The sequence below is a fragment of the Cellulosimicrobium sp. CUA-896 genome (genome assembly GCF_001942335.1).
GTDB lineage: Bacteria > Actinomycetota > Actinomycetes > Actinomycetales > Cellulomonadaceae > Cellulosimicrobium.
This window is the reverse complement of the sequence record NZ_MKKH01000003.1, coordinates 1-25,102: the sequence shown is the minus strand read 5'-3', so window position 1 is coordinate 25,102 and position 25,102 is coordinate 1. Positions and strand designations below refer to the sequence as shown.

General features: G+C 73.8%; 13 protein-coding genes, 1 tRNA gene and 7 pseudogenes. 12 read left to right on the top strand and 9 right to left on the bottom strand.

Going from position 1 to position 25,102, the window contains the following annotated elements; translation table 11 throughout:
• Nucleotides 1-16: 16 nt before the first annotated feature.
• Nucleotides 17-1,446: pseudogene (gene pyk, locus BJF88_RS01050) on the top strand (pyruvate kinase).
• Between the two features lie 89 nt (nucleotides 1,447-1,535).
• Here pyk and BJF88_RS20760 read toward each other — a convergent pair.
• The 3 genes from BJF88_RS20760 to BJF88_RS01035 all read right to left on the bottom strand — a co-directional run bounded on the left by BJF88_RS20760 (nucleotide 1,536) and on the right by BJF88_RS01035 (nucleotide 5,432).
• Complete coding sequence (locus BJF88_RS20760) at nucleotides 1,536-2,069, bottom strand: glycosyltransferase (RefSeq protein WP_255371644.1); 534 nt, start codon at nucleotides 2,067-2,069, stop codon at nucleotides 1,536-1,538.
• Nucleotides 2,069-4,978 (bottom strand): glycoside hydrolase domain-containing protein, encoded by a 2,910-nt coding sequence (locus tag BJF88_RS01040; RefSeq protein WP_255371628.1) that lies wholly within the window; start codon nucleotides 4,976-4,978, stop codon nucleotides 2,069-2,071. The genes BJF88_RS20760 and BJF88_RS01040 overlap by 1 nt, the downstream gene beginning before the upstream one ends.
• Nucleotides 4,979-5,358: 380 nt before the next feature.
• A tRNA-Leu gene (locus tag BJF88_RS01035) sits at nucleotides 5,359-5,432 on the bottom strand.
• Between the two features lie 113 nt (nucleotides 5,433-5,545).
• Between BJF88_RS01035 and BJF88_RS01030 the strand changes: the two genes are divergently transcribed.
• Both BJF88_RS01030 and BJF88_RS01025 read left to right on the top strand, forming a co-directional pair.
• Nucleotides 5,546-6,232, top strand: a complete 687-nt coding sequence (locus tag BJF88_RS01030) for a response regulator (RefSeq protein WP_075827426.1) — start codon at nucleotides 5,546-5,548, stop codon at nucleotides 6,230-6,232.
• Between the two features lie 229 nt (nucleotides 6,233-6,461).
• Nucleotides 6,462-7,091, top strand: coding sequence for a GNAT family N-acetyltransferase (locus tag BJF88_RS01025; protein WP_255371627.1), 630 nt, complete (start codon nucleotides 6,462-6,464; stop codon nucleotides 7,089-7,091).
• A gap of 20 nt (nucleotides 7,092-7,111) precedes the next feature.
• On the opposite strand, the gene BJF88_RS01020 is transcribed toward BJF88_RS01025, so the two are convergent.
• Nucleotides 7,112-7,573, bottom strand: coding sequence for a hotdog fold thioesterase (locus BJF88_RS01020; protein ID WP_075827425.1), 462 nt, complete (start codon nucleotides 7,571-7,573; stop codon nucleotides 7,112-7,114).
• Between BJF88_RS01020 and polA the strand changes: the two are divergent.
• Nucleotides 7,572-10,275: pseudogene (polA, locus tag BJF88_RS01015) on the top strand (DNA polymerase I). The gene BJF88_RS01020 and the pseudogene polA sit on opposite strands and share 2 nt — an antisense overlap.
• A gap of 48 nt (nucleotides 10,276-10,323) precedes the next feature.
• Here polA and BJF88_RS01010 read toward each other — a convergent pair.
• Nucleotides 10,324-11,198, bottom strand: a pseudogene (locus BJF88_RS01010) (class I SAM-dependent methyltransferase).
• 202 nt (nucleotides 11,199-11,400) lie between these two features.
• On the opposite strand from BJF88_RS01010, the gene BJF88_RS01005 reads away from it, so the two are divergent.
• Together BJF88_RS01005 and rpsA are read left to right on the top strand one after the other, a co-directional pair.
• Entirely contained in the window at nucleotides 11,401-12,426 is a 1,026-nt protein-coding gene (locus BJF88_RS01005) for a 6-phosphofructokinase (protein WP_075827424.1), read from the top strand.
• 200 nt (nucleotides 12,427-12,626) lie between these two features.
• Entirely contained in the window at nucleotides 12,627-14,102 is a 1,476-nt protein-coding gene (rpsA, locus tag BJF88_RS01000) for a 30S ribosomal protein S1 (protein ID WP_075827423.1), read from the top strand.
• A 115-nt stretch (nucleotides 14,103-14,217) separates the two neighbouring features.
• Here rpsA and BJF88_RS00995 read toward each other — a convergent pair.
• A pseudogene (locus BJF88_RS00995) lies at nucleotides 14,218-16,078 on the bottom strand (ABC transporter ATP-binding protein).
• A gap of 216 nt (nucleotides 16,079-16,294) precedes the next feature.
• On the opposite strand from BJF88_RS00995, the gene BJF88_RS00990 reads away from it, so the two are divergent.
• From BJF88_RS00990 to BJF88_RS00980, 3 genes and pseudogenes are all read left to right on the top strand, one after another.
• Nucleotides 16,295-16,762: a MarR family winged helix-turn-helix transcriptional regulator gene (locus BJF88_RS00990; RefSeq protein WP_139315845.1), complete on the top strand. Its 468-nt coding sequence runs from the start codon at nucleotides 16,295-16,297 to the stop codon at nucleotides 16,760-16,762.
• A 49-nt stretch (nucleotides 16,763-16,811) separates the two neighbouring features.
• Nucleotides 16,812-17,434, top strand: a pseudogene (coaE, locus tag BJF88_RS00985) (dephospho-CoA kinase).
• Nucleotides 17,431-18,048: a pyroglutamyl-peptidase I gene (locus tag BJF88_RS00980; protein ID WP_075827422.1), complete on the top strand. Its 618-nt coding sequence runs from the start codon at nucleotides 17,431-17,433 to the stop codon at nucleotides 18,046-18,048. Before coaE ends, BJF88_RS00980 begins: the two are co-directional and overlap by 4 nt.
• A gap of 6 nt (nucleotides 18,049-18,054) precedes the next feature.
• Here BJF88_RS00980 and BJF88_RS00975 read toward each other — a convergent pair whose 3' ends face one another.
• Nucleotides 18,055-19,530: a choice-of-anchor A family protein gene (locus tag BJF88_RS00975; protein WP_075827421.1), complete on the bottom strand. Its 1,476-nt coding sequence runs from the start codon at nucleotides 19,528-19,530 to the stop codon at nucleotides 18,055-18,057.
• A gap of 236 nt (nucleotides 19,531-19,766) precedes the next feature.
• On the opposite strand from BJF88_RS00975, the pseudogene uvrB reads away from it, so the two are divergent.
• From uvrB to BJF88_RS00960, 3 genes and pseudogenes are all read left to right on the top strand, one after another.
• A pseudogene (uvrB, locus tag BJF88_RS00970) lies at nucleotides 19,767-21,874 on the top strand (excinuclease ABC subunit UvrB).
• A 236-nt stretch (nucleotides 21,875-22,110) separates the two neighbouring features.
• Nucleotides 22,111-23,136 carry a TerC family protein gene (locus BJF88_RS00965; RefSeq protein WP_075827420.1) on the top strand — a complete coding sequence of 342 codons (1,026 nt, stop codon included), beginning with the start codon at nucleotides 22,111-22,113 and terminating at the stop codon, nucleotides 23,134-23,136.
• On the top strand, nucleotides 23,133-24,155 hold the full coding sequence (locus tag BJF88_RS00960) for a TerC family protein (RefSeq protein ID WP_075827419.1): 1,023 nt from the start codon (nucleotides 23,133-23,135) through the stop codon (nucleotides 24,153-24,155). Before BJF88_RS00965 ends, BJF88_RS00960 begins: the two co-directional genes overlap by 4 nt.
• A 9-nt stretch (nucleotides 24,156-24,164) precedes the next feature.
• Here BJF88_RS00960 and BJF88_RS00955 read toward each other — a convergent pair whose 3' ends face one another.
• Complete coding sequence (locus BJF88_RS00955) at nucleotides 24,165-24,464, bottom strand: YciI family protein (RefSeq protein ID WP_075827418.1); 300 nt, start codon at nucleotides 24,462-24,464, stop codon at nucleotides 24,165-24,167.
• Between the two features lie 114 nt (nucleotides 24,465-24,578).
• Nucleotides 24,579-25,102 (bottom strand): annotated as a pseudogene (locus tag BJF88_RS20755) (MBL fold metallo-hydrolase); the annotation flags it as partial.

The following is a 25,102-nucleotide window of genomic DNA, read 5'->3' as shown; positions in this document are numbered from 1 at the left end:
ACTAGAGGCTGGAGATATGCGCAGAGCAAAGATCGTCTGCACCATCGGACCCGCGACCGAGTCGCCGGAGCAGCTCCGGGCGCTGGTCGACGCCGGTATGGACGTCGCCCGGATCAACCGCAGCCACGGCAGCGCCGAGGAGCACGAGGCCGTCTACCACGGCGTGCGCGCCGCGGCGGAGCGTCGGGCCGGTCGGTCGCCGTGCTCGTCGACCTCCAGGGTCCCAAGATCCGTCTCGGCCGGTTCGCCGGCGACGAGAAGCACTGGCTCGAGGTCGGCGACGAGTTCACCATCACGACCGAGGACGTCGTGGGGACCAAGGAGCTCGTCTCCACGACCCACAAGGGCCTGCCGGGCGACGCCCGCGTCGGCGACCCGATCCTCATCGACGACGGCAAGGTGCTCGTGCGGGTCACCGCCGTCGACGGCCCGCGCGTCGTGACGCGCGTCGAGGTCGCGGGCCCCGTGTCCAACAACAAGGGCCTCAACCTCCCGGGCGTCGCGGTCTCCGTGCCGGCGCTGTCCGACAAGGACCGCGAGGACCTGCGCTGGGCGCTGCGCCTCGGCGCCGACTTCATCGCCCTGTCGTTCGTGCGGTCCGCGAAGGACTTCGACGACGTCGCGCAGATCATGGCGGAGGAGGGCCGCACGGTCCCCGTCGTCGCCAAGATCGAGAAGCCGCAGGCGGTCGAGAACCTCGCCGAGATCGTCGACGCGTTCGACGGCGTGATGGTGGCCCGCGGCGACCTCGCGGTCGAGCTGCCGCTCGAGCAGGTCCCGCTCGTGCAGAAGCGCATCGTCGAGCTCGCCCGTCGCAACGCGAAGCCGGTGATCGTCGCGACGCAGGTCCTCGAGTCGATGACGACCAACCCCCGCCCGACGCGCGCCGAGGCGTCCGACTGCGCCAACGCGGTGCTCGACGGCGCGGACGCGGTCATGCTCTCGGGCGAGACGAGCGTCGGGGACTACCCGATCGTCACGGTGCAGACCATGGCGCGCATCATCGAGGCCACCGAGGAGGCGGGCCGCGAGCGCATCGCCCCCCTCGGGTCGACCCCTCACACCCGGGGCGGTGCGATCACGCGCGCGGCGGCGGAGATCGGCGAGATCCTCGGCGTGAAGTACCTCGTCACGTTCACGCAGTCCGGCGACTCGGCGCGCCGCATGTCGCGCCTGCGCTCGTCGATCCCGCTGCTGGCGTTCACGCCGCGCGAGCACGTGCGCAACGTGCTGTCGCTCTCGTGGGGCACGCAGACGTACCAGGTCCCCGAGGTCGAGAACACCGACGCGATGGTGGGCCAGGTCGACACGACGCTCCAGGCCAACGGGCTCGCCGAGGTCGGCGACCTGGTCGTCGTCGTCTCCGGCGCGCCGGTGGGTCAGCCGGGCACGACGAACTCGATCCTCGTGCACAAGATCGGCGACCACTCCGACACGCGGAAGTGACCTCGTCGCACCCGTGAGGGTGCGCGCAGCGACGCCCGGGTGGCGCACCGCACGTGCCGCGACCCGGGCGTCGTCGTCCGTGCCGCCGCTCACACGGCAGCGGGCTGCCACGGGGTCAGCCAGGACGGCGCGTCCGGGGTCAGCGCTAGCGCGCGGAGCATCCGGTCGAGCACCTGCGCCCGGTCGAACTGCAGCGCGTACGCCCGCGCGGCGAGACGGGCCCGCTCGCGGTCCGCGGGAGGGGTCGCGAGCACCGTGTCGAGGGCCTGCGCGACGGCGGCGGGGTCCGCGGTCGGCACGATCGTCGCGTGCGGGCCGACGGCCTCGCCGATCCCGCCGGTCGCGGTCGTGATCACCGGGCCGCCGCCCGCGAGCATCGACTCCACGAGAGCGATGCCGAACGTCTCGACGAACTCGGGCTGCGGCCTGCTCGGCAGCACGAACGCCGCGCTGGCCGCCATGAGGTGCGGCTTCTCGGCGTCGTCGACGTCGTCGAGGAAGTCGATGCGGTCCGCCACGTCGGTCGCGGCGGCCAGCGCGCGCAGCTCCGCCTCCTCGGGGCCGCGCCCCGCGACGACGAGCCGGTGGGTGGCCGGGGCGCCCGACGCCGCGAACCCCCCGATCAGGTCGTCGACGCCCTTCGCGGAGGCGAGCCGCGACAGGTACAGGACGTAGCCCTCCGCGGTGAGGCCGCGCCGGTCGAGGACCGCGGCGGTGCGGGCGGGGTCGAGGTCCGTCCACGCACCGGTGTCGACGGCCGGGTACGAGACCTGCACGCGTTCGCGGCACTGCGCGGCGAAGAACGTCCCGTGCCGGTCGTCGACCTCCTGGGCGCACGCGACGACGAGGTCGCGCGTGTACCGCGAGACCGCGACGCACAGGTCGTTGCCGAGGTAGTCGGCGAGGACGTGGGCCGCCGCGCCGAAGCGGCCCTGCTCGACGCACGAGCGCACGACGTGGGTGACGTCCGAGCCGACGGCCTCGGCGACGGTCGCGACGTCGACCGGCAGCCCGGTGCTGCGGGCCACCCGTACGGCGTCGGAGACGGCGGTGGTGTGGGGGCTGAGGTACAGCGAGAGGCACACGGTCGGGACGCCGTCGGTGAACAGCTCGACGAGTCGGCCGGTGATGCCCGCGAGATAGCGGCCGTCGGGGACCTTGTAGTCGCCGACGGGGGCCGGGCGTTCGACGGTGATGCCGGGGCTGTACGGCAGGACGGCGTCCAGCGGCTTGAGCGGAGGCCCGCCTCCTCGAGACGCTCGACGGGCCAGGTGACGATGCGGACGTCGGTGAAGCCGCGGTCCAGGGCGGCCTCGGCGAGGTGGCGCGCCTCGCCGGAGTGGCCGCAGATGACGGGGTCGGCGCGGACGACGATGACGAGGCGGCGGTCGCGGGCGGCGTCGGTGGGGGTCGATGGCGTCTCCCGGGGGTCGGTGGTGGGGGTGGGACCGCGCCGCGGGCGCGGCGGGAACGAGGGGGGCCGGTCGTCGGGCGCGGTGCCCCAGCCGCCGGGCTCCGTGCCCAGCTCGAGCAGGAGCCGGCCGCCGGCGCGCACCCGCGACGCCGGCAACCACGAGGCGGGCAGGGGGCGGCCGTCGAACCAGGCCGCTCGCACGTACTGCGGGGCGCTGCGGGGCCCCGGGGGGACGAACCCCGTGGTCTCGACGGTGAGGACGCCGCCCGGGACGTGGAGGCGCGACTCGGCGTACGCGGGGGTGTTGACGAGGAAGAGGCTCTGGCCCGCGACGGGGAACAGCCCGAGCGACGCCCACACGTACCAGGAGCTGAGCCCGCCGGAGTCGTCGTTGCCCGGCAGGCCGCCGGGTCCGGTGCCGAACCGCTGCTGCACGGCCGCGTGGACGACCTCGGCGGTCCGGTCCGGCCTCCCGGCGTAGTGGTAGGCCCACGGGGCGTCCATGTCGGGCTCGTTGTTCAGCCCCTCGAACCGGTCGAGCGCGTACCCGGCCTCCATCTCGGCCGCCCCGGGCCGTTCGCCCGGCTGCGTGACGGGGGCGGCGCCGTACCCGAAGAAGCGGTCGAGGAGCGCGACGAACGCGTCGTCGCCGCCGGCCAGCGCGATGCGTGCCGCCATGTCGTGCACGAGCCGGAACGAGTAGTTCCAGCGTCCGCCCTCGTAGAACGTGGAGTCGCGCAGCAGTCCCGTCGCCGGGTCGAACGCGGCGACCCAGCCGGCGGCGTGCCGGGCCAGGTCGTCGGCCAGCGCGGTGTCGCCGACGCGCCGGGCGACGCGTTCGGTGCACCAGTAGCCGAACGCGAGGTCGAGCGTGTGGCTGACGGGGTGCGCGACGCCGTGCAAGAGGTAGTCCTCGCCGTAGGTCCGGCGCAGGTCGGCGTGCATGTGCACCAGGGCCCAGTCCCAGTCGATCCCCGGGAGGTCGAGCGCGCACAGGTCGGCGAGGAAGGTCTGCGCGAGCGCGCTCGCCTGACGGGAGAAGCGGTCCGCGCCGCGCGCCATGCGGTAGCCGATCGGGAAGTTCCCCTCCTCCTCGCAGATGTGCAGCAGCGCCGTCGCGAGCTCGACGGCCCGCTCCGGCCAGAACGTGGTGAGGAGCGGCAGCTGCGTGCGGTAGACGTCCCACATCGTCGACAGGTCGAACGCGAACGGACCGTCGGTGGGCCAGAACGGGCTCTCGCCGGGCGCGAGGCACGGCTTGACCAGCGAGTGGTAGAGCGCGGTGGTCAGGACCGTGCGGTGCTCGTCGTCGACGCCGTCCACCTCGATCCGCGACAGGTGCTCGCGCCAGGTGGCCGCGGTCCTCGCCCGGCGGGCGGTGAAGCTCACCGGGCCGGGCCCGCAGTCGGCGGCGAGCGTGTCGCGTGCCCGCTCGGTGCCCCGCAGCGAGAACCCCACCCGCAGCTCGACCACCTGGCCCTCGGTGGTGGGCCCGGCCCACATGAGGCCGAACGGGCGCAGCGTGGTCGGCCGGATGTCGCCGAGCTCGAGCCGCGTGCTGCCGGGCATGAGTCGGCGGTCGTACCAGAGCAGCTGGCGCCAGCGGGGCGCGTCGCACTCGAGGTGCGCGGCGAGGGGCGCGCCCTCGACGACGACCTCGCCGTACGCGGCGCCGGGCCCGAGCGTGCCGAGGCGGGCACGCAGCGGGATCGTCGCGCCGAACGGGATGGCGAGACCGCCGAGCGACAGGTCGACGACGACGCGGGCGTCGGGACGGGCGGGGAACGTGAACCGGTGGACCGCGCTCTTCGGACCGACCGTGACCTCGCAGCGGATGCCGCTCCCGAGCGTCGCGGCGTAGTACCCCGGGGAGGCGACCTCGTCGTGCAGGTCCCAGGTCCGGCCGAGCACGTCGAGCGGCTCGAGCATCGGCGTGACCCGCAGGTAGTTGTAGTACTTGCGGATCGCCCCGGTGCCGGACTGCTGGAAGTGCGTGACGCCGGAGGCCACGGTCCCCGCGCCGCTGCTCCCGGCGAGGGCGGGCAGCGTCGTGGGCAGGCCCTCGGTCCCGATGTCGTACCGGCCGTACCCGGTGGGGTAGCGCCGGAGTAGGCGCACGCCGACACCATGCCGAGCGGGTGGCACGCGCCGGGGTGGGTGTTGCCGACCTGCGGCTTGGGCGACCACCACGTCGCCGCGAGCCCGGTGGGCCCGGGCAGGGCCGTGGCCGCCGTGCCGATGAACGGGTCGACGTGGTCGAGCGGGTCGGTCACGGTCGCGCCCCTTCCCGTGCGCCGCCGGCCGGGGTCCCGGGCCGGTGGTCGGACGCTACGAGCACGGTGTGTCGGGGGCGTTTCGCGGCGGTATCGGCGGTGCGACCACGGGTGCGACCGCGGGCGCCGTGCCGGCGGTCGCCGTGCCGGCGGTCGCCGTGCCGGCGGGTGCCGTGCACGGAGGGGGTCGTCACCGAGGCGAGCACGAGGGTGACGAGAACGAGGTGCCCCGGGTGGGATTCGAACCCACACTGGATCGGGTTTGAGCCGAACGCCTCTGCCGGTTGGGCTACCGGGGCGGCGCGCGCCCCGGGGGCGCGCGAGCTCCATCGAACCACAGCGGCCTGCTGGAGCGAGAATCACAGTCCGCGACGCGCGAATGGTCCGCCGTCACGGCCGCGCGCGCACTACGATGATCCTCGTGAGTGACGAGACAGCGCAGCCCGAGGACAGGACGCCGCTCGACCTGCCCCCCATGATCGAGACCGAGCCGGCCGAGCCGACGCCGCCGGCGACGGGTCGTCCCGCACGGCGCGCGGTCGTCGCCGAGGACGAGGCGCTCATCCGCCTCGACGTGGTGGAGACCTTGCGCGAGGCGGGGTTCGAGGTCGTCGGCGAGGCCGGCGACGGCGAGACGGCGGTGCGGCTCGCGCTCGAGCTCAAGCCCGACGTCGTGGTCATGGACGTGAAGATGCCCGAGCTCGACGGCATCTCCGCCGCCGAGCGGATCGGGAAGGCGCACGCCGCACCGGTCGTGCTCCTGACCGCCTTCTCGCAGGCCGAGCTCGTCGAGCGCGCGCGCGACGCGGGTGCGATGGCCTACGTGGTCAAGCCGTTCACGCCCGCGGACCTGCTGCCCGCGGTCGAGATCGCGATCTCGCGCTACTCGCAGATCTCGGCGCTCGAGTCGGAGGTCGCCGACCTGGCGGAGCGCTTCGAGACCCGCAAGCGTGTCGACCGCGCGAAGGGCCTGCTCATGACGAAGATGGGCCTGACGGAGCCGGAGTCGTTCCGCTGGATCCAGAAGACGTCGATGGACCGGCGCCTGACGATGCGCGAGGTCGCGGACGCGGTCATCGAGCAGGTCGGCAGCGCCTGAGCCGCACGCGCGGCCGGCGGCCCCGTGCGGCCGCCCTGGGCTGGGCCTTTGTCCTGACGAGCGGAGCGGACTATCGTCTTGGACCGGCGTCCAGTTGTTCCGGGGCGGTGAACGCGGTCGCCACGTAGTGCTCAGTCGGTCGCCGACGGCGTCGACCGAGCGACGTGGACCTTCTCACGCCCCACGTCCTCGGTGCCCGTCGGCCCACGGTGCGAACGAGGAGGGGTACGTGCGCCACGCAGTGGAGGTCAGGTCCGCGACGGGCGACGACCTGCCCGGGATCGCCGCGCTGTGCGCGGAGGCCCGGACGGAGTCGGCGTCCGGCGCCCAGCTCTGCGCCCCGGACGAGGAGCGGCTCGTCCGCCACCTGTCGGTCCTGCTCGCGCTGCCCGGGGGCAGCGTCCTCGCCGCGGTCCAGGACGGTCGCCCCGTGGGGTTCGTGCTCGCCCGCGTGCTCGACCCGCACCTGTTCGCCGACGAGCCGAGCCTGTACGTCGAGGCCGTCTACGTCGGCGAGGACGCGCGCCGCCGGGGGGTCGGCCACGCGCTGCTCAGCGCGACCGCCGAGCTCGCCGCGGCGTCGGGCGCGTCGCACGTGTACTCGGTCCCCATCCCGGGCTCGCGCGGCGTGCAGCGGTTCCTTGCCCGGCTCGGGTTCGCCCCGGTGGCCGGCCACCGCGTCGTGGCGACCGGCGTGCTGCAGCGCCGCCTCGCCGCCGACCTGGTCCCGGCGCGACGCGGCGCGCGGTCCCTCGAGGACCTCATCGCGCGGCGTCGGCGCGCGCGCACCGAGGGGCTCAGCGGCCCGGTCGACCTGCGCGAGTTCCAGGCGGAGTACCACCGGCGCCCTGCCTCCTGAGCCGACGGGCGCACGGGTGGTCAGCCCCGGTCGAGCACCATGCACGTGAGCCGCGCGGTGCACACGCGCCGGCCCGCGTCGTCCGACACGACGATCTCGTAGCTCGCGGTCGTGCGGCCGAGGTGGAGCGCTCGCGCCTGCGCGCGCACCCACCCCTCGCGCACCCCTCGGTGGTGCGTGGCGCTGACCTCGATGCCGACCGCGGCGCGGCCCCGGCCGGCGTGCAGCTGCGCCGCCATCGACCCGAGCGTCTCGGCGAGGACCACCGACGCGCCGCCGTGGAGCAGGCCCGCCGGCTGCGTGTTGCCCGCGACGGGCATGCGCGCCGCCGCGCGGTCGGCCGCGACCTCCTCGACCTCGATGCCCATGCGCTCGATCAGCGTGCCCCGCGTGGTGAACCCGAGGGCCTCGTAGTCGTGGCGCGCCGCGCCCTCCGGGGCGTCGGCGGCGGTGGGTACGCCCTCGCCGGTGGTGTCGGTCATGGACGATAGGTTGGCACCCGTGACGAACTCCGCGCGACCCCGCCTGCTGCTCATCGACGGACACTCCATGGCCTACCGCGCGTTCTTCGCGCTGCCCGCGGAGAACTTCTCGACGACGACGGGCCAGCACACGAACGCCGTCTACGGCTTCACGTCGATGCTCATCAACCTCCTGCGCGACGAGGAGCCCACGCACGTCGCGGTCGCGTTCGACGCGGGCCGGCAGTCGTTCCGCACCGAGCTCCTGCCGAGCTACAAGGGCACGCGCGAGTCCACCCCGGAGCCGTTCCGCGGCCAGGTGCCGCTCATCAAGGAGATCCTCGAGGCGCTGCACGTCCCGACGCTCGAGCGCGAGGGGTACGAGGCCGACGACATCTTCGCGACGCTCGCGACCCAGGGCGCCGCCGCCGGGATGGAGGTCCTCGTCTGCTCGGGCGACCGCGACGCGTTCCAGCTCGTGAGCCCGGACGTCACCGTGCTGTACCCGCGCAAGGGCGTGTCCGAGCTCTCGCGCATGGACCCCGCCGCGGTCGTCGAGAAGTACGGCGTCCCCCCGGAGCGGTACCCCGACCTGGCCGCGCTCGTGGGCGAGACGTCGGACAACCTGCCCGGCATCCCGGGCGTCGGGCCGAAGACCGCGGCGAAGTGGATCACCACCTACGACGGCCTCGACGGCCTGCTGGAGCACGCCGACGACGTCAAGGGCAAGGCGGGGGAGAACCTGCGCGCGCACCTCGAGCAGGTCCGCACGAACCGCCGGCTGAACGCGCTGCTGCGCGACCTCGAGCTGCCGGTCGGCCCCGACGACCTCGCGGCGCGGGCCTGGGACCGCGAGGCGGTGCACCGCGTGCTCGACGCCCTCGAGTTCCGCGTCCTGCGCGACCGGCTCTTCGCCATCGCGCCCGAGGGCGAGGTAACGCCGGAGTCGGGGTTCGACGTCGAGCTGGCGGACGTGCTGCCGGGTGGCCTCGGTGCGTGGCTCGCCGAGCACGGCGAGCGTCGCCTCGGCGTCGACGTCTCCGGGAAGGCCGTGCCCGCCGGCGGCGACGCTGGGGCCTCGCGCTGTCCGACGACGCCGGGTCGGCCGTCGCGTTCGAGCTCGCCGACCTCGGCGCGGCCGACGACGAGGCGCTCGCCGCGTGGCTGCGCGACCCCGGCGCGCCGAAGGTGGTGCACGGCGCCAAGTCGGCCTCCCACGAGCTCGCGGCGCGCGGGTACGAGCTGCACGGCGTGGTGTTCGACACCGAGCTCGCGGCCTACCTGTGCCACCCCGACCAGCGCGGCTACGACCTCGGCGACCTCGTGGTCCGCCACCTGCACCGCGAGCTGCGCGCGGACACGGACGCCGGCGGCGACGCGCAGGGCGCCCTCGACCTGTCCTTGGACGGCAGCGGAGAGCAGGAGCGCGACGCCGTGCGCGCGCTCGCCGTCGCCCAGCTCGCCGACGTCCTCACCGGCGAGCTCGCCGACCGCGGCGCGACGCACCTGCTGACGGACCTCGAGCTGCCGCTCACCGGTGTGCTCGCGCGCATGGAGCGCACCGGCATCGCCGCCGACGTCGACTACCTCACCGAGCTCGAGCGGCACTTCGGCGACCTCGTCGCGACCGCGGCGTCCGAGGCGTACGCCGTGATCGGCCGCGAGGTGAACCTCGGCTCGCCGAAGCAGCTCCAGGAGGTCCTGTTCGACCAGCTCGGCATGCCGAAGACGAAGAAGATCAAGACCGGGTACACGACCGACGCGTCGCGCTCGCGGACCTCTTCGTCAAGACCCAGCACCCGTTCCTCGAGCACCTGCTCGCGCACCGCGACGCCTCGCGTCTGCGCCAGACGGTCGAGGGCCTGCTGAAGTCGGTCGCGGACGACGGGCGCATCCACACGACGTTCCAGCAGACCATCGCCGCGACCGGACGCCTGAGCTCGACCGAGCCGAACCTCCAGAACATCCCGATCCGGACCGAGGCCGGTCGGCGGATCCGCCGGGCGTTCGTCGTCGGCGAGGGCTACGAGACGCTCATGACGGCCGACTACAGCCAGATCGAGATGCGGATCATGGCGCACCTGTCGGGCGACGAGGGGCTCATCGACGCCTTCCGCTCGGGCGAGGACCTGCACAGCTACGTGGGCTCGCGCGTGTTCGAGGTCCCCGCTGCCGAGGTCACGCCGGCGATGCGCTCGAAGATCAAGGCGATGTCCTACGGCCTCGCGTACGGGCTCTCGGCGTTCGGGCTCTCGCAGCAGCTGACGATCGAGGTGGGCGAGGCGCAGACGCTCATGGACGACTACTTCGAGCGCTTCGGCGGCGTGCGGGACTACCTCACCGGCGTCGTCGACGAGGCACGCGCGACCGGGTACACCGCGACGATCCTCGGGCGCCGCCGCTACCTGCCCGACCTCACGAGCGACAACCGCCAGCGCCGCCAGATGGCCGAGCGCATGGCGCTCAACGCTCCCATCCAGGGCAGCGCGGCCGACCTCATCAAGGTGGCCATGCTGGGCGTGCAGCGCGCGCTCGACGAGCAGGGCCTGCGCTCGCGCCTGCTCCTGCAGGTGCACGACGAGCTGGTCGTGGAGGTCGCGGCGGGCGAGCGCGAGACCGTCGAGAAGGTGCTGCGGACCGAGATGGGCGCGGCCGCGCAGCTCGACGTGCCGCTCGACGTCTCCGTCGGCGTGGGCGCGACCTGGCACGACGCCGGCCACTGAGGGCCCTGGGCCTTCCGCCGTCGCGCCGCCGTCGTGCGTCGGCCGGGATCAGCCGGGCCGGCGCGCGCGGAAGATCGCCGTGCCGGGCAGGAACGCCCCGCGGACCGGGCCCCAGCCGCCCCAGACCTCGGTGTGACCGGTGGGCCACTCCGGCTCGACCACGTCGAGCAGGTCGAGTCCGGCGGCCACCACGTCGCGCACGTGGTCGCCGAGCGTCCGGTGGTACTCGGCGTAGACGACCGCGCCGGCGGCGTCCGTCTCCACGTAGGGCCGGCGGTCGAAGTACGACCGGTCGGCCGTGAGCCCCCGGCGCCCGGGTCGTCGGGGAAGGCCCATCGCACGGGATGGGTGACGGAGAAGGTCCACGTGCCCCCCGGGCGCAGCACGCGTGCGACCTCGCGGTGGACCGCGCGGGCGTCGGGCACGAACGGCAGCGCGCCGAACGCCGTGAAGACGTGGTCGAACGTCTCGTCGGCGAACGGCAGGCGGCGCGCGTCGGCCTGCACGAGGGGGACGTGCACGCCGGTCCGGGCGTCGAGCGCGCGCCCCGCGGTCAGCATCCCGGCCGAGACGTCGGTCGCCACGACGTGCGCACCCTGCGTGGCGAGCCAGCGCGAGCACTGCGCGGCGCCCGCACCCACCTCCAGGACGCGACGTCCGGCGACGTCGCCGAGCAGGTGCGCGTCGCGCTCGCGCAGCCCCTCCGGGCACCAGCAGAAGTCCGCGGCGCCGAGGAAGTCCCCGTGCTCGTCGAGGTACTCCTGCGCGTTGCCGTCCCACCAGGAACGCCCGGCCCGGCCACCCTCGGCGGGGGCGACGTCGCGGTAGCCGGCGTGCGCCGTCGGGCCCGGCGCCGTGGGCCGCGCGTCGCGGGGCAGGGGTGGGACGGCTGCGGTTCCGGGCCCGCCGGGGGAGGACGTCATCCGGCCATTCTCGGCCACCCGGCGGGGACGGTGCCGCCCGGCGGGAGGGGCCGTCGTCGTCGGCGCGCCCGGCCCGCGGGACGGCGCGGGGAGAACGGGGGGCCGTGACTAGGGTGGTGGCCGACGCGGCGCCGCGGGGCCGGGCCCCGTCCCGCCGCCGACGGCGCGAGGTCGCGCGACGACGACGAGACGGAGGAACCAGGTGCGCATCGGACTTCTCACGGGGGGCGGCGACTGCCCCGGGCTCAACGCGGCGATCCGTGCCGTGGTGAAGCAGGGGACGGGGGAGTACGGGCACACGATCATCGGCTTCCGCAACGGCTGGCGCGGCGTCGTCGACGGCGACGTCTTCCCGCTCGGGCGCCAGGACATCCGCAACGTGCTGCCCGTGGGCGGGACGCTGCTCGGCACGGCGCGCTTCCACCCGTCGACGGAGGACGGCAGCATGGACGCCGTGCTGACGACCGTCGAGGCCGAGCGCCTCGACGCGCTGGTCTGCATCGGCGGCGACGGCACGCTGCACGCCGCGAGCCGCGTGGCCGACGCGGGCGTCCCGATCGTCGCGATCCCCAAGACGATCGACAACGACGTCCAGGGCACGGACCTGTCGATCGGCTTCCACACCGCGGTGAACATCGCGACGGACGCGATCGACCGCGTCCACACGACGGCGGAGAGCCACAACCGCGTCATGGTCGTCGAGGTCATGGGGCGGCACGCGGGGTGGATCGCCGTGAACGCCGGCATCGCCGGCGGGGCGGAGGTCGTGCTCGCGCCCGAGGAGCCCTTCGACATCGACCAGGTCGTGAAGTTCCTGCGCCACCGCCATCGCGCGCACGCCAACTTCTCCATCGTCGTCGTGGCCGAGGGCGCGGTCCCGCGCGAGGGCTCGTCGATGGAGTTCACGCAGCAGCTCGGCCGGTTCGGGGAGATCGTCGCCGGGTCGGTCGGGGAGCGCGTGAGCGCGGAGATCGCGCAGCGCACCGGGTTCGACACACGGCTGACGGTCCTGGGCCACGTGCAGCGCGGCGGGACGCCGACACCGACGGACCGCATCCTCGGCAGCCGCTTCGGCGTGGCGGCGGTCGACGCCGTCAGCGCGGGGACCACGGGGGTGATGACCGCGCTGCGCGGCGAGCGGGTCGAGCTGGTTCCGCTGTCCGAGGTCGCCGGCCGGCCCCAGCGCGTCCCGGAGGAGCTCCTGCGGGTGGCGCACGTCCTCGCCTGACGTGCGTTGACCCTCGCCGCGCGGCCCGCGTACGATGGACGGCGGTGCATTGCGCCCGCCGTCACGTCGACCCACGTTCCCGGGCCGCGCAGGTCTCCTGCCCCGGCCACGGCAGCCCAGCGGTCGGCAGGTGCCGGCCCGTGATCGCCGCAGGTCCCTATCCGCACGACTTCCCTGTCCGCATCGGAGCATCGAACTCAATGACCATCTCTACCCCCGCGAAGTCCGCACCCCAGGTTGCCGTCAACGACATCGGCACCGAGGAGGACTTCCTCGCCGCCGTCGACGCGACCATCAAGTACTTCAACGACGGCGACATCGTCGAAGGCACGATCGTCAAGGTGGACCGCGACGAGGTCCTCCTCGACATCGGCTACAAGACCGAGGGCGTCATCCCCTCCCGCGAGCTGTCCATCAAGCACGACGTGGACCCCGGTGAGGTCGTCAACGTCGGCGACGCCGTCGAGGCCCTCGTCCTCCAGAAGGAGGACAAGGAAGGCCGCCTGATCCTGTCCAAGAAGCGCGCCCAGTACGAGCGCGCCTGGGGCACGATCGAGAAGATCAAGGAGGAGGACGGCGTCGTCACCGGCACCGTCATCGAGGTCGTCAAGGGCGGCCTCATCCTCGACATCGGTCTGCGCGGCTTCCTGCCCGCGTCGCTCGTGGAGATGCGTCGTGTCCGCGACCTCCAGCCGTACGTCGGCAAGGAGATCGAGGCGAAGATCATCGAGCTCGACAAGAACCGCAACAACGTCGTGCTCTCGCGCCGTGCGTGGCTCGAGCAGACGCAGTCCGAGGTCCGCTCCACCTTCCTGCAGACGCTGCAGAAGGGCCAGGTGCGCCCGGGCGTCGTCTCCTCGATCGTCAACTTCGGTGCGTTCGTGGACCTCGGCGGCGTCGACGGCCTCGTGCACGTCTCCGAGCTGTCCTGGAAGCACATCGACCACCCCTCCGAGGTCGTCGAGGTCGGCCAGGAGGTCACGGTCGAGGTGCTCGACGTCGACTTCGACCGCGAGCGCGTCTCGCTGTCGCTGAAGGCGACGCAGGAGGACCCGTGGCAGACGTTCGCCCGGACCCACGCGATCGGCCAGGTCGTGCCGGGTAAGGTCACCAAGCTCGTCCCGTTCGGTGCGTTCGTGCGCGTCGAGGACGGCATCGAGGGCCTCGTGCACATCTCCGAGCTCGCCGTGCGTCACGTCGAGCTGCCGGAGCAGGTCGTCAACGTCGGTGACGAGGTCTTCGTCAAGGTCATCGACATCGACCTCGAGCGTCGTCGCATCTCGCTCTCGCTCAAGCAGGCGAACGAGGGCGTCGACCCGGAGTCGGAGGACTTCGACCCCGCGCTCTACGGCATGGCCGCGGAGTACGACGAGCAGGGGAACTACAAGTACCCCGAGGGCTTCGACCCCGAGACCAACGAGTGGCTCGAGGGCTTCGAGGCGCAGCGCGAGGCGTGGGAGGCGGAGTACGCCAAGGCCCACGAGCGCTGGGAGGCGCACCGCAAGCAGGTCGCGGAGGCGCAGCGCGCCGACTTCGAGACGCCCGCGGGCGACTCGGCGGCGCCGGCCAGCAGCAGCGGCACCTCGTACTCCTCGGCCCCGGCCGCGGAGGCCACGGGCACGCTCGCGTCGGACGAGGCGCTCGCCGCTCTGCGCGAGAAGCTCACCGGCAACTGATCCGTCCGTGACCGTGCGCGGTCACGACCGGACGCCACGAAGGCCCGTCACCCCGTCCGGGGTGGCGGGCCTTCGCCGTGCCGGAGGACGTGCCGGGGGACCGCCGCGGTCCGGCTCAGGCGACGGCGGCCGGCGTGTCCGCGAACTGGGTGCGGTAGAGCGCGGCGTAGCGGCCGTCGCGGGCCAGCAGGTCGGCGTGCGTGCCGGTCTCGACGACGCGTCCGGCGTCGAGCACGACGATGAGGTCCGCCGCGCGCACCGTCGACAGCCGGTGCGCGATGACGAGCGAGGTGCGTCCGCGCAGGGCCTCCGCGAGCGCGGCCTGCACGGCGGCCTCGGAGCCCGAGTCGAGGTGGGCGGTCGCCTCGTCGAGCACGACGAGGTCCGGCGCCTTGAGGAAGACGCGCGCGATGGCGAGGCGCTGGCGCTCGCCCCCGGAGAGCCGGTAGCCGCGGTCGCCGACGACCGTGCGCACCCCGGCGGGCAGCGCGGAGACGACGTCCCACACGTGGGCACGGCGCAGCGCCTCCTCGATCTCGGCGTCCGTCGCGTCGTGCTTGGCGTACCGCAGGTTCTCCGCGACGGTGTCGTGGAACAGGTGCGCCTCCTGCGTGACGACGCCGACGGTCTCGTGCAGGCTCGCCTGCGTGACCTCGCGCACGTCGCGCCCGGCGATGCGCACGGCGCCGCCCGTGGGGTCGTACATGCGGGTGACGAGCTGGGACACGGTCGTCTTGCCGGCCCCCGACGCGCCGACCAGGGCGACCATGGCGCCCGGGGGGACGGAGAACGAGACGTCCGTGAGCGTGTCCGTCGTCGGGTCGGCCCCCTCGACCGCGACGGACTCGAGCGACGCGAGCGAGACCTCGGCGGCCGACGGGTAGCGAAACGTGACGCGGTCGAGCTCGAGGCTCGCCCCGGTGCGGGCGACGTCGTCGGCGAGGTCGGCGGCGCCCGGCGCGTCGGTGACGGTGGGCTGCAGGTCGAGGACCTCGAGCACGCGCTCGAGGCTGACGAGCGCGGTCATGACGTCGACCTGGACGTTCGACATCGCGGTGAGCGGGCCGTAGAGGCGGCCCAGGTACGCGGTGAGCGCGACGACGGTGCCACCGTGAGGGACCCGGCGATCGCCATGACGCCGCCGATGCCGTAGACGATCGCCACGGCGACCGACGCGACGACGGTGAGCCCGACCCGGAACACGGTCCCGTACATCGCCTGCTTGACGCCGATGTCCCGTACCCGGTGGGCCTGCGCGGCGAATCGTGCCGACTCGCGGCCGGTGTCCCCGAACACCTTGACGAGGTGGGCGCCCGCGACGTTGAACCGTTCGTTCATCGTCTGCGCCGCCTCCGCGTTGAGCTCGTAGCTCTCGCGCGTGATCGCCGCGAGACGCTTGCCGACCCAGCGGGCGGGCAGGACGAACGCGGGCAGGAGGGTGAGGGCGAGCAGCGTCAGCTGCCACGACATGGAGAGCATCGCGGCGAGGACGAACACGACCGTGAGCAGGTTCGAGAAGACGTTGGACAGCGTCGACGTGAACGCCTGCTGCGCGCCGAGCACGTCCCCGTTGAGCCGCTGGACGAGCGCACCGGTGCGCGTGCGGCTGAAGAAGGCGAGCGGCATGCGCTGGACGTGGTCGAACACCGCGGTGCGCAGGTCGACGATGAGTCCCTCGCCGATGTGCGAGGAGAACCACCGCTGCGCGACGCCGAGCCCGCCCGACAGGACGGCGAGCCCCGCGGCCGCGAGCGAGAGCGAGACCACGACGTCCGTGCGCCCGTCCGCGATGCCGTCGTCGATGATGCGCTGGAAGAGCAGGGGCGTCACCGCGCCGGCCGCGGCGTCGATGCTGATGAGCACGAGGAACACGGCGAGCCGGCGTCGGTACGGCGCGCGAAGGCGAGCACGCGGTGGACGGTGCCGCGCCGCAGGCGCCGGTGCGCGACGGCGGAGTCCTGCCGGAACGAGCGCATGCCGCGACCGCCGGCGGGTCCGTGGCCGGGGAAGGACGAGGGGAACGTCATGGTGCCTCCCGGGGGGTGGGGAGCGCGCGTCGTCCGCGGGGGCCAGGGGCGGCCGGCGGGCGCGGGCACCTCGGGGGCGGGTGCCGCTCGAGCGGAAAGCGATCGTGAGTCTAACTCACTAATAGCCGGGGAACAACGCCGCGGCGCGCGAGTACGCTACGCCCCGTGACCGAACAGCGCCCGCGCGAGCCGCTGCCCGCACCCTCGGATGACGAGGCGGGGGAGTTCCTCGCGCTCCTGCACACCGCCCTGCACGCGGTGCGGCGCGAGGCCCACGAGCACCTCGGACCCGTCGGCACGACGCCCGGCCAGTTCCGCATGCTGCGCTTCCTCGCGCGCTGCGAGGCGCCGTGCCGGCTCGGCGCCGTCGCGACGGCGCTCGACGTCGCCCCGCGGTCGGTGACGTCGAAGGTCGACGACGCCGAGCGGGCCGGCCTCGTGCGGCGCATCCCGGACCCCGACGACCGGCGCGCGACCCTCGTCGAGCTGACCCCGCGCGGTCGCGAGACCGTCGACCAGGTCGGCGCGGTGCGCTCGTCGAGCGCGGGGTCGCTGCTCGCCCGGCTCGGCGACGCCGACCGCCGCGCGCTGCTGCGGCTCCTGCGTGCCGTCGCCGGCGGGCCGTCGGCCTGACCGCCTCCCCACCGGTCGTGCACGGCCCGGCCCTGGCAGGATGGGGCCCATGTTCCGCATCGGTCTGACCGGAGGCATCGCGGCAGGCAAGTCCGTCGCCCTCGCACGGCTCGGCGAGCGAGGGGCCGTCACGATCGACTACGACGTGCTCGCGCGCGAGGCGGTCGCCCCCGGCTCCGTGGGGCTCGACGAGGTCGTCGCGGCGTTCGGCGCGGCGGTCCTCGCGCCCGACGGCAGCCTCGACCGGCAGGCGCTCGCCGCGGTCGTCTTCGCGGACGACGCCGCGCGCGAGCGGCTGAACGCGTCGTGCACCCGGAGGTGCGCCGTCTCGCCGCCGAGCGCGAGGCCGCGGCCGCCGCGGCCGACCCGCGCGCCGTCGTCGTGCACGACATCCCCCTGCTCGTCGAGACCGGCGACCCCGCGCGCTTCCACCTCGTGGTCGTCGTGCACGCGCCCGCCGAGCTGCGCACCCGCCGGCTCGCCGAGCGGGGGCTCACCCCCGACGAGGCCGCGGCCCGCGTCGCCGCCCAGGCGGACGACGACGCGCGGCTGGCCGCCGCCGACGTCACGCTCGACGGCACCGGCAGCGCCGACGCGCTGCGCGACCAGGTCGACGCCCTGTGGGACAAGGTCTGCCGGGAGCTCGACGAGGAGAGCGAGGACGAGGCATGACCGTCGTCGTGAGCGGGTTCGAGCCGTTCGGCGGCGACGCGACCAACCCGTCCTGGGACACCGCGCAGGCGCTGGCGGTCCGCGGTCGCGAGCTCGTCGGCGACGACGTCGTGGCCGTCCGGCTTCCCGTCACGTTCGACGGCGCCTGGCCGGCGCTCGAGGCCGTCGTCCGCGCCCACGAGCCGGCGGTCGTCGTCGCGCTCGGGCTCGCCGGGGGCTCGCGCGCCGTCCGGCTCGAGCGGGTGGCGATCGACGTCGTCGACGCGCGGATCCCGGACAACACCGGTTCCGCGCCCGTCGACGAGCCCGTGGTCGCCGGCGGCCCCGCGGCCTACTGGTCCGGGCTACCCCTCAAGGGCTCGCTCGCCGCGCTGCGCGCCGAGGGCATCCCCGCCGAGGTGTCGAACACCGCCGGGACCTACGTGTGCAACGCGACGTTCTACCGCCTCATGCACCACGCGGCCCGCGTGCCGGGGCTGCGCGCCGGGTTCGTCCACGTGCCCGGGGCGGACGTCGTCCCGGTGGACCAGCAGGTGCGCGCCGTCGCCGCGGTCGTGCGTGCGGCGCTCGCGGGCCGGCGCGAGCCGGCGCTCGCGGCCGGCGCCGAGGCCTGAGGCGGCTCAGCGCGTCGCGCGACGGCGCCTGCTCGCTGCGAGCAGCACGGCGCCGGCGGCGAGCAGGGCGGCCGACGCGGACGCCGGGACCAGCGTCGAGGCGCCGGTCGCGACGAGCTCACGGCCCGCCGACGGCGTGGAGGGCTCCTGCTGTCCGACGGCGCTCGCCGTCGTGACGCGGACCGCCGCCGCTCGCGGCCCGGGCCCGGTCGTGCCCGCCGGTGCACCGCCGGCAACGGGCTCCGTGGTGCCGACCGGGTGCGTGACGTCGTCCGGACCGTCGGGCGTCTCGGCCGCGCCCGGCGGCTCCTCGGTCGCGGGCGGGTCCGACGGCGCCTCGGGGTCGACGTCGTCCTGGCCGCCGTCCGGGTCTGCGGGGACCGGCGGGGTCGACGGCGCGGTGCCGGGCGTGCAGTCGAGGTCCTCGGCACCCGCCCACGGGTAGCTGTGGTGCTCCAGACCGGGCGCGCCGCCGACGACGAGGTCGCCCCCGACCCACAGGCGGCCGTTGGTGTGCGTGCGCTGCCGGACGACCGAGCCCTCGCGCGGGACGAGCACGCTGCCGACGAGCTGGCTCGTGGTGGTGCCGTCGCCCAGGTCGACGGTCGTGGCGTCCGCGAGGTTCCACAGCGTCCGCGCGGCGGCGGGGCCGATGGTCGTGCCGCCCGGTTCGTCGACGCGCGCGGCGAGCGTGCCGACCGCCGTGTGGAGGACGCCGTAGTCCACGTCGGCGCCCGCGACGTCGACGACGACCGGAGAGGTCCCCGTCCCGACGTACAGGAGCGAGCGGGCGACCGCGAGGTCCTCGGCCCGGACGTCGAACACGTGCACGTCGGCCGGCTCGCCCGCGGTGAGCGTGAGCTGGTCGCCCGTGAGCACCGCGGTCCCCGTCGCGGGCTGGGCGGCGAGCCCGGCGGAGAGGGTGGTGAGCCTGTCGCGCAGGCCCTGCAGCGAGGCGGCGACGTCCTGCCCGCCGTGCGCCATCACCACGCCGCCGTTCGTCTCGAACGCGTCGGCGGGGAGGGCGTGGCCGCCCGCCACCACGTCGCCGCCGGACCCGTCGGCGCCGACGAGGCCGTGGCCGACGTCGACGACCGAACCGGTCGCGTCGATCCGCCCGCCGGCCACGAGCATCGCCGTGCCCGCCGGCGGGACGATCTGCGACCCGCCGCCCGCGCGCCCCACGTTGAACCGGCCGCCCGTCGCGACGCGGACGTTGCCCACGACGGCGAGGACGCCCTCGGTCTCCGTGGCGCCGGGCAGGGCGGTGTACGAGCCGCCCACGAGCACCGCCACGCCGTCGTCGGTCGCGACCGGTCCGTCGCTCGACAACCCCGCGAGCGTGCCGTCGGCGTCGCAGCGCGTCGTCGCCTCGGAGGGCGGTGTCACCGCGACCGCCGGCGCCGCGAGCACGGCAGCGGCGAGGCCGGGGGCGAGGACGAGGGCGGCGAGGGGGTGCGCGCGGTGGCGTGCGCGGGGCATGACGGTCTCCAGAGCGGCCGGGACGGTGGGCGTCCACCGCCTGCGTCGACCGCCCCCCCGGCCACGGCGCGTGGCGCCGCAGGACGACGCTAGGCGACGGCCGGGGCGTTCGTACAGCGGGAGGGCGGGTGATCTTGGACGGGCGTCCAGGAGGCGGGGACCGGGGTGTGCAGGGCGCCGGAGGTGGCGCACCGTCGTCCGCGGCGCGTGTCGGTGCGGGGCCGTACCGTGGTCCCATGCGTCCTGTGACCGACCTGCAGCGTGCCGCTGCGCCCTTCGAGGTCGTCTCGGAGTTCGAGCCCTCCGGCGACCAGCCGACGGCGATCGCCGACATCACCGGCCGCGTGCGGGCGGGGGAGAAGGACGTCGTCCTGCTCGGCGCGACCGGCACCGGCAAGTCGGCGACGACGGCGTGGGTCGTCGAGCAGCTCCAGCGCCCGACGCTCGTCATGGCGCCCAACAAGACGCTCGCCGCCCAGCTCGCGACGGAGTTCCGCGAGCTGCTGCCGAACAACGCCGTCGAGTACTTCGTGTCGTACTACGACTACTACCAGCCCGAGGCGTACATCGCGCAGACGGACACCTACATCGAGAAGGACTCGTCGATCAACGACGAGGTCGAGCGGCTGCGGCACTCGGCGACGAGCTCGCTGCTCACGCGGCGCGACGTGGTCGTCGTCGCGTCGGTCTCGTGCATCTACGGCCTCGGGACGCCCCAGGAGTACGTCGACCGCATGGTGCGGCTCGACGTCGGCATGCAGGTGGAGCGGGACGACCTGCTGCGGCAGTTCGTGACGATGCAGTACACCCGCAACGACATGGCCTTCACGCGCGGCACGTTCCGCGTGCGCGGCGACACCGTGGAGATCATCCCGGTGTACGAGGAGCTCGCGATCCGCATCGAGTTCTTCGGCGACGAGATCGAGGCGATCCAGACGCTGCACCCGCTCACCGGAGACGTGGTGCGCTCCGAGCAGTACGTGCACCTGTTCCCGGCGACGCACTACGTCGCCGGGCCCGAGCGCATGGAGCGCGCCATCACGTCCATCGAGGCGGAGCTGGGCGAGCGCCTCGCCGAGCTCGAGGCGCAGAACAAGCTGCTCGAGGCGCAGCGCCTGCGCATGCGGACCACGTACGACATCGAGATGATGCGCCAGATCGGCACGTGCTCGGGCATCGAGAACTACTCGCGGCACATCGACGGGCGCGCGTCGGGCACAGCGCCCAACACGCTGCTCGACTACTTCCCGGAGGACTTCCTCCTCGTCATCGACGAGTCGCACGTCACCGTCCCGCAGATCGGCGCGATGTTCGAGGGCGACATGTCGCGCAAGCGCAGCCTCGTCGACCACGGGTTCCGGCTGCCGAGCGCCATGGACAACCGCCCGCTGCGCTGGGAGGAGTTCGTCGAGCGCATCGGCCAGACGGTCTACCTCTCCGCGACCCCGGGCTCCTACGAGCTGTCGATGGCGGACGGGGTGGTCGAGCAGATCATCCGCCCCACGGGCCTGGTCGACCCGGAGGTCGTCGTCAAGCCGACGACGGGCCAGATCGACGACCTCCTGCACGAGATCCGGGAGCGGGTGGAGCGGGACGAGCGCGTGCTGGTCACGACGCTCACGAAGAAGATGGCCGAGGACCTCACGGACTACCTCCTCGAGAAGGACGTGCGCGTGCGCTACCTCCACTCGGAGGTCGACACGCTGCGCCGCGTGGAGCTGCTGCGCGAGCTGCGGCTCGGCCAGTACGACGTCCTCGTCGGCATCAACCTCCTGCGCGAGGGCCTGGACCTGCCCGAGGTCTCGCTCGTGGCGATCCTGGACGCCGACAAGGAGGGCTTCCTGCGCTCGCCCCGCTCGCTCATCCAGACCATCGGGCGCGCGGCGCGCAACGTCTCGGGCCAGGTGCACATGTACGCCGACAAGATCACGCCGGCGATGGCCGAGGCGATCGAGGAGACCGAGCGCCGCCGCGAGAAGCAGATCGCGTACAACCGCGAGCGGGCGTCGACCCGACGCCGCTGCGCAAGCGGATCTCCGACGTCACCGACATGCTGGCGCGCGAGGACATCGACACGGCCGAGCTGCTCGCCGGCGGGTTCCGCCAGCCGGGCAAGGGAGCCAAGGGCAAGGCGCCGGTCCCGGGTGCACCCAAGGAGGGCGCGACGTCGGGCAACCGGCTCGCCGGTGCGGCCGCCAGCGAGCTCGCGGACCTCATCCAGGAGCTCAGCGACCAGATGCACGCGGCGGCCGCCGAGCTGCAGTTCGAGCTCGCCGCGCGGCTGCGCGACGAGATCGGCGGGCTCAAGAAGGAGCTGCGGCAGATGCACGCGGCGACGGCCTGAGCGCCGTCCCCGGGGCGAGGCGCAGGCCGCGTGCGAGCGCGGCATGGCCTATGCTGGCACCTCGTTGAAGGGGAGTATTCCTCCGCGGTGACGTCGTCATCACGGCCGGCGCAGACGTCGGTCCGGTGTCACCGGTCCCGCAACCACCAGCCCGCGTCCCGTGCGGGTGCGCGTGGCGGTGCGTGGCGGAAGAGACCTTCGGTACTGGAGCACACCTGCGTACCGGAGGTTTCTGCATGGACGTCCCCGTCTGGGTCTGGATCGTCACCGTCGGCGTCATCCTCGCGATGCTCGCCGTCGACTACGTCGGCCACGTGCGCACGCCGCACGCCCCGAGCCTGCGCGAGGCGACGCGCTGGTCCATCGCCTACGTCGCGATCGCCGTGATCTTCGGCGGGGTCGTGTGGGCGGTGTGGGGCGGCACGTACGGCGGCGAGTACTTCGCCGGCTACATCACCGAGAAGAGCCTGTCGGTCGACAACCTCTTCGTGTTCGTCCTCATCATGACGAGCTTCCGCGTGCCGCGGGACTACCAGCAGAAGGTGCTGCTCATCGGCATCACCGTGGCGCTGGTCCTGCGGACGATCTTCATCTTCCTCGGCGCGGCGATCATCGAGAACTGGGCCTGGGTGTTCTACATCTTCGGCGCGTTCCTCATCTGGACCGCGATCTCGCAGGCGCGCGCGGGCACCTCGCACGACGAGGAGTTCCACGAGAACGGGGTCCTGCGCCTGACGCGCCGCCTGTTCCCGACGACGGAGACGTACGTCGAGGACAGGCTCACGACGAAGATCGACGGCCGCCGCTTCATCACCCCGATGCTCATCGTCATGGTCGCGATCGGCAGCGCGGACCTCCTGTTCGCCGTCGACTCGATCCCGGCGATCTTCGGCCTCACGCAGGAGACGTACCTCGTCTTCACCGCGAACGCGTTCTCGCTGCTCGGTCTGCGTCAGCTGTACTTCCTCATCGACGGCCTGCTGGACCGGCTCGTCTACCTCAACTACGGCCTCGCCGCGATCCTCGGGTTCATCGGCGTCAAGCTCGTCATCCACGCGCTGCACACCAACGAGGTGCCCTTCATCAACGGCGGCGAGCACGTCACGGCGATCCCGGAGATCTCGACGCCGGTCTCGCTGGGCTTCATCGTCGTGGTCCTCACGATCACGACGGTCGCGAGCCTCCTCGCGGACCGGCGTCGGCGCGCGCTCGTGGCGACCGAGGCCGAGCGTGAGCCCGCACGCCCCGAGCAGGGCCAGTGATCCACGAGCTGCCCCTCTGGTTCGAGTGGGCGTCCCTCACCGCGCTGGCGGTCCTGCTGCTCGTCGACCTGTTCGTCGTCGGGCGGCGGCCCCACGTGCCCTCGATGCGCGAGAGCGCGCTGTGGGTCGGCTTCTACGTCGCGCTCGCGCTCGTCTTCGGCGCGATCGTCGCGGCGGTCGGCGGCGGTGCGCCCGCGGGCGAGTTCTACGCGGGCTGGCTGACGGAGTACAGCCTCTCGGTGGACAACCTGTTCGTGTTCGTCCTCATCATGGCGCGGTTCGCCGTGCCGCGGGAGCAGCAGCAGCGCGTGCTCATGGTGGGCATCATCGTGGCGCTCGTGCTGCGGGGGGCGTTCATCCTGGCCGGCGCCGCGGTGCTCGAGCAGTTCGTCTGGGTCTTCTACCTCTTCGGCGCGTTCCTCGTGTACACCGCGATCAAGCTCGTGGTGGGCGAGGACGAGGCAGAGGAGTACCGCGAGAACCGCGCCGTGCGCCTCGTCCGTCGCGTGCTCCCGATCGGGTCCCGCTACGACGGCGGCCGGCTGCGCACGGTCGAGGACGGGCGCCGCGTCTTCACGCCGCTCGTCGTGGTGTTCCTCGCGATCGGCAGCACCGACCTGCTGTTCGCCTTCGACTCCATCCCGGCGATCTTCGGCCTCACGCAGGACCCGTTCATCGTGTTCACGACGAACGTCTTCGCGCTCATGGGCCTGCGCCAGCTCTACTTCCTGCTCGGCGGGCTGCTCGAGCGGCTCGTGTACCTGCCGATCGGGCTCGCGGTCATCCTCGGGTTCATCGGCGTGAAGCTGGTGCTCGAGGCGCTGCACGAGAACACGGTGCCGTTCATCAACGGCGGCGAGCCCGTCGACGCCGTCCCGACCGTCCCGATCTGGCTGTCGCTCGTCGTCATCGTCGGTGCGCTGGCCGTGACGACGGTGGCGAGCCTCCTGCGGACCCGCGCGCTGCGCGCCGCGCAGGCCACGGACGTCGCCCCGGTGGGAGCGCGCGAGGAGGACTGAGCCGGGCGGTCAGGCGCGGTCGGCCCAGTCGCCGATCACCGGCGACCAGGGCCGGATCGTCCGCTCGGCCACGAGGCCCGCGCGCGCGAACGGATCGGCGTCGAGCACCGCCTCGACGGCGGCGGGGGAGTCGGCGTCGAGGACGATCAGCGCCCCCGCCGGTGCGTCGTCCGTCGCGGGCAGCGGCCCGGACGCGAGCAGCGTGCCCTTCTCGTGCAGGTCCCGCAGGAACGCCCGGTGCTCGGGCCGCACCGCGTCGAGGTCGGCGGGCCGGTCGGGATAGACGTACGTCACGGCGTGGATCGGCATGTCCCCATCCAAGCAGCCTGGGGTGGTCCGTGCGGGCAGCCCGCACGAACAGCGCGCGAGCAGCCCGGCGAGCAGCCCGACGCGCAGCCCGGCGAGCAGCCCGACGAGGGCCGGTCACCAGCCGCGCGAGCGCCACGCGTCGAGGTGGGGCCGTTCCGCACCGAGCGTCGTGTCGGCCCCGTGGCCGGGGTACACCCAGGTGTCGTCGTCGAAGCGCGCGAAGACGCGCTCGGTGACGTCGTCGAGCAGCCGGGCGAAGCGCTCCGGGTCGCGGTCAGTGTTCCCCACGCCGCCCGGGAAGAGCGAGTCGCCCGTGAAGAGGTGGGCCCGGCCGGGGCGTGCCTGCGGCTGCGCGACGCGCTCGGGCTCGCGGTGGGCGAGCGCCACCGAGCCGGGGGTGTGCCCGCGCAGCGCGAGCACGTCGAGGGCCGCGCGCCCGACGCGACCCGGTCGCCGTGGCGCAGCCGGCGGTCGACCGTGACTCCTGTCACGGCCTCGACCGCGTCGGCGTCGTCGGCACCGGCGGCGACGGCCGCCCCCGTCGCCGCGACGACGGCGGCCAGGCGCCGACGTGGTCGCGGTGGCGGTGCGTCGTCACGACGGCGACGAGGCGCCCGGCGCCGCCCTCGGCGACGAGC

What these genes read in the sequence shown, in the direction of transcription:
- BJF88_RS01030 (WP_075827426.1), top strand. Translation starts at nt 5,546, where the DNA reads ATGATCCTCGTGAGTGACGAGACAGCGCAGCCCGAGGACAGGACGCCG.
- BJF88_RS01020 (WP_075827425.1), bottom strand. Translation starts at nt 7,573, where the DNA reads ATGACCGACACCACCGGCGAGGGCGTACCCACCGCCGCCGACGCCCCG.
- rpsA (WP_075827423.1), top strand. Translation starts at nt 12,627, where the DNA reads ATGACCATCTCTACCCCCGCGAAGTCCGCACCCCAGGTTGCCGTCAAC.
- BJF88_RS00980 (WP_075827422.1), top strand. Translation starts at nt 17,431, where the DNA reads ATGACCGTCGTCGTGAGCGGGTTCGAGCCGTTCGGCGGCGACGCGACC.
- BJF88_RS00975 (WP_075827421.1), bottom strand. Translation starts at nt 19,530, where the DNA reads ATGCCCCGCGCACGCCACCGCGCGCACCCCCTCGCCGCCCTCGTCCTC.
- BJF88_RS00965 (WP_075827420.1), top strand. Translation starts at nt 22,111, where the DNA reads ATGGACGTCCCCGTCTGGGTCTGGATCGTCACCGTCGGCGTCATCCTC.
- BJF88_RS00955 (WP_075827418.1), bottom strand. Translation starts at nt 24,464, where the DNA reads ATGCCGATCCACGCCGTGACGTACGTCTATCCCGACCGGCCCGCCGAC.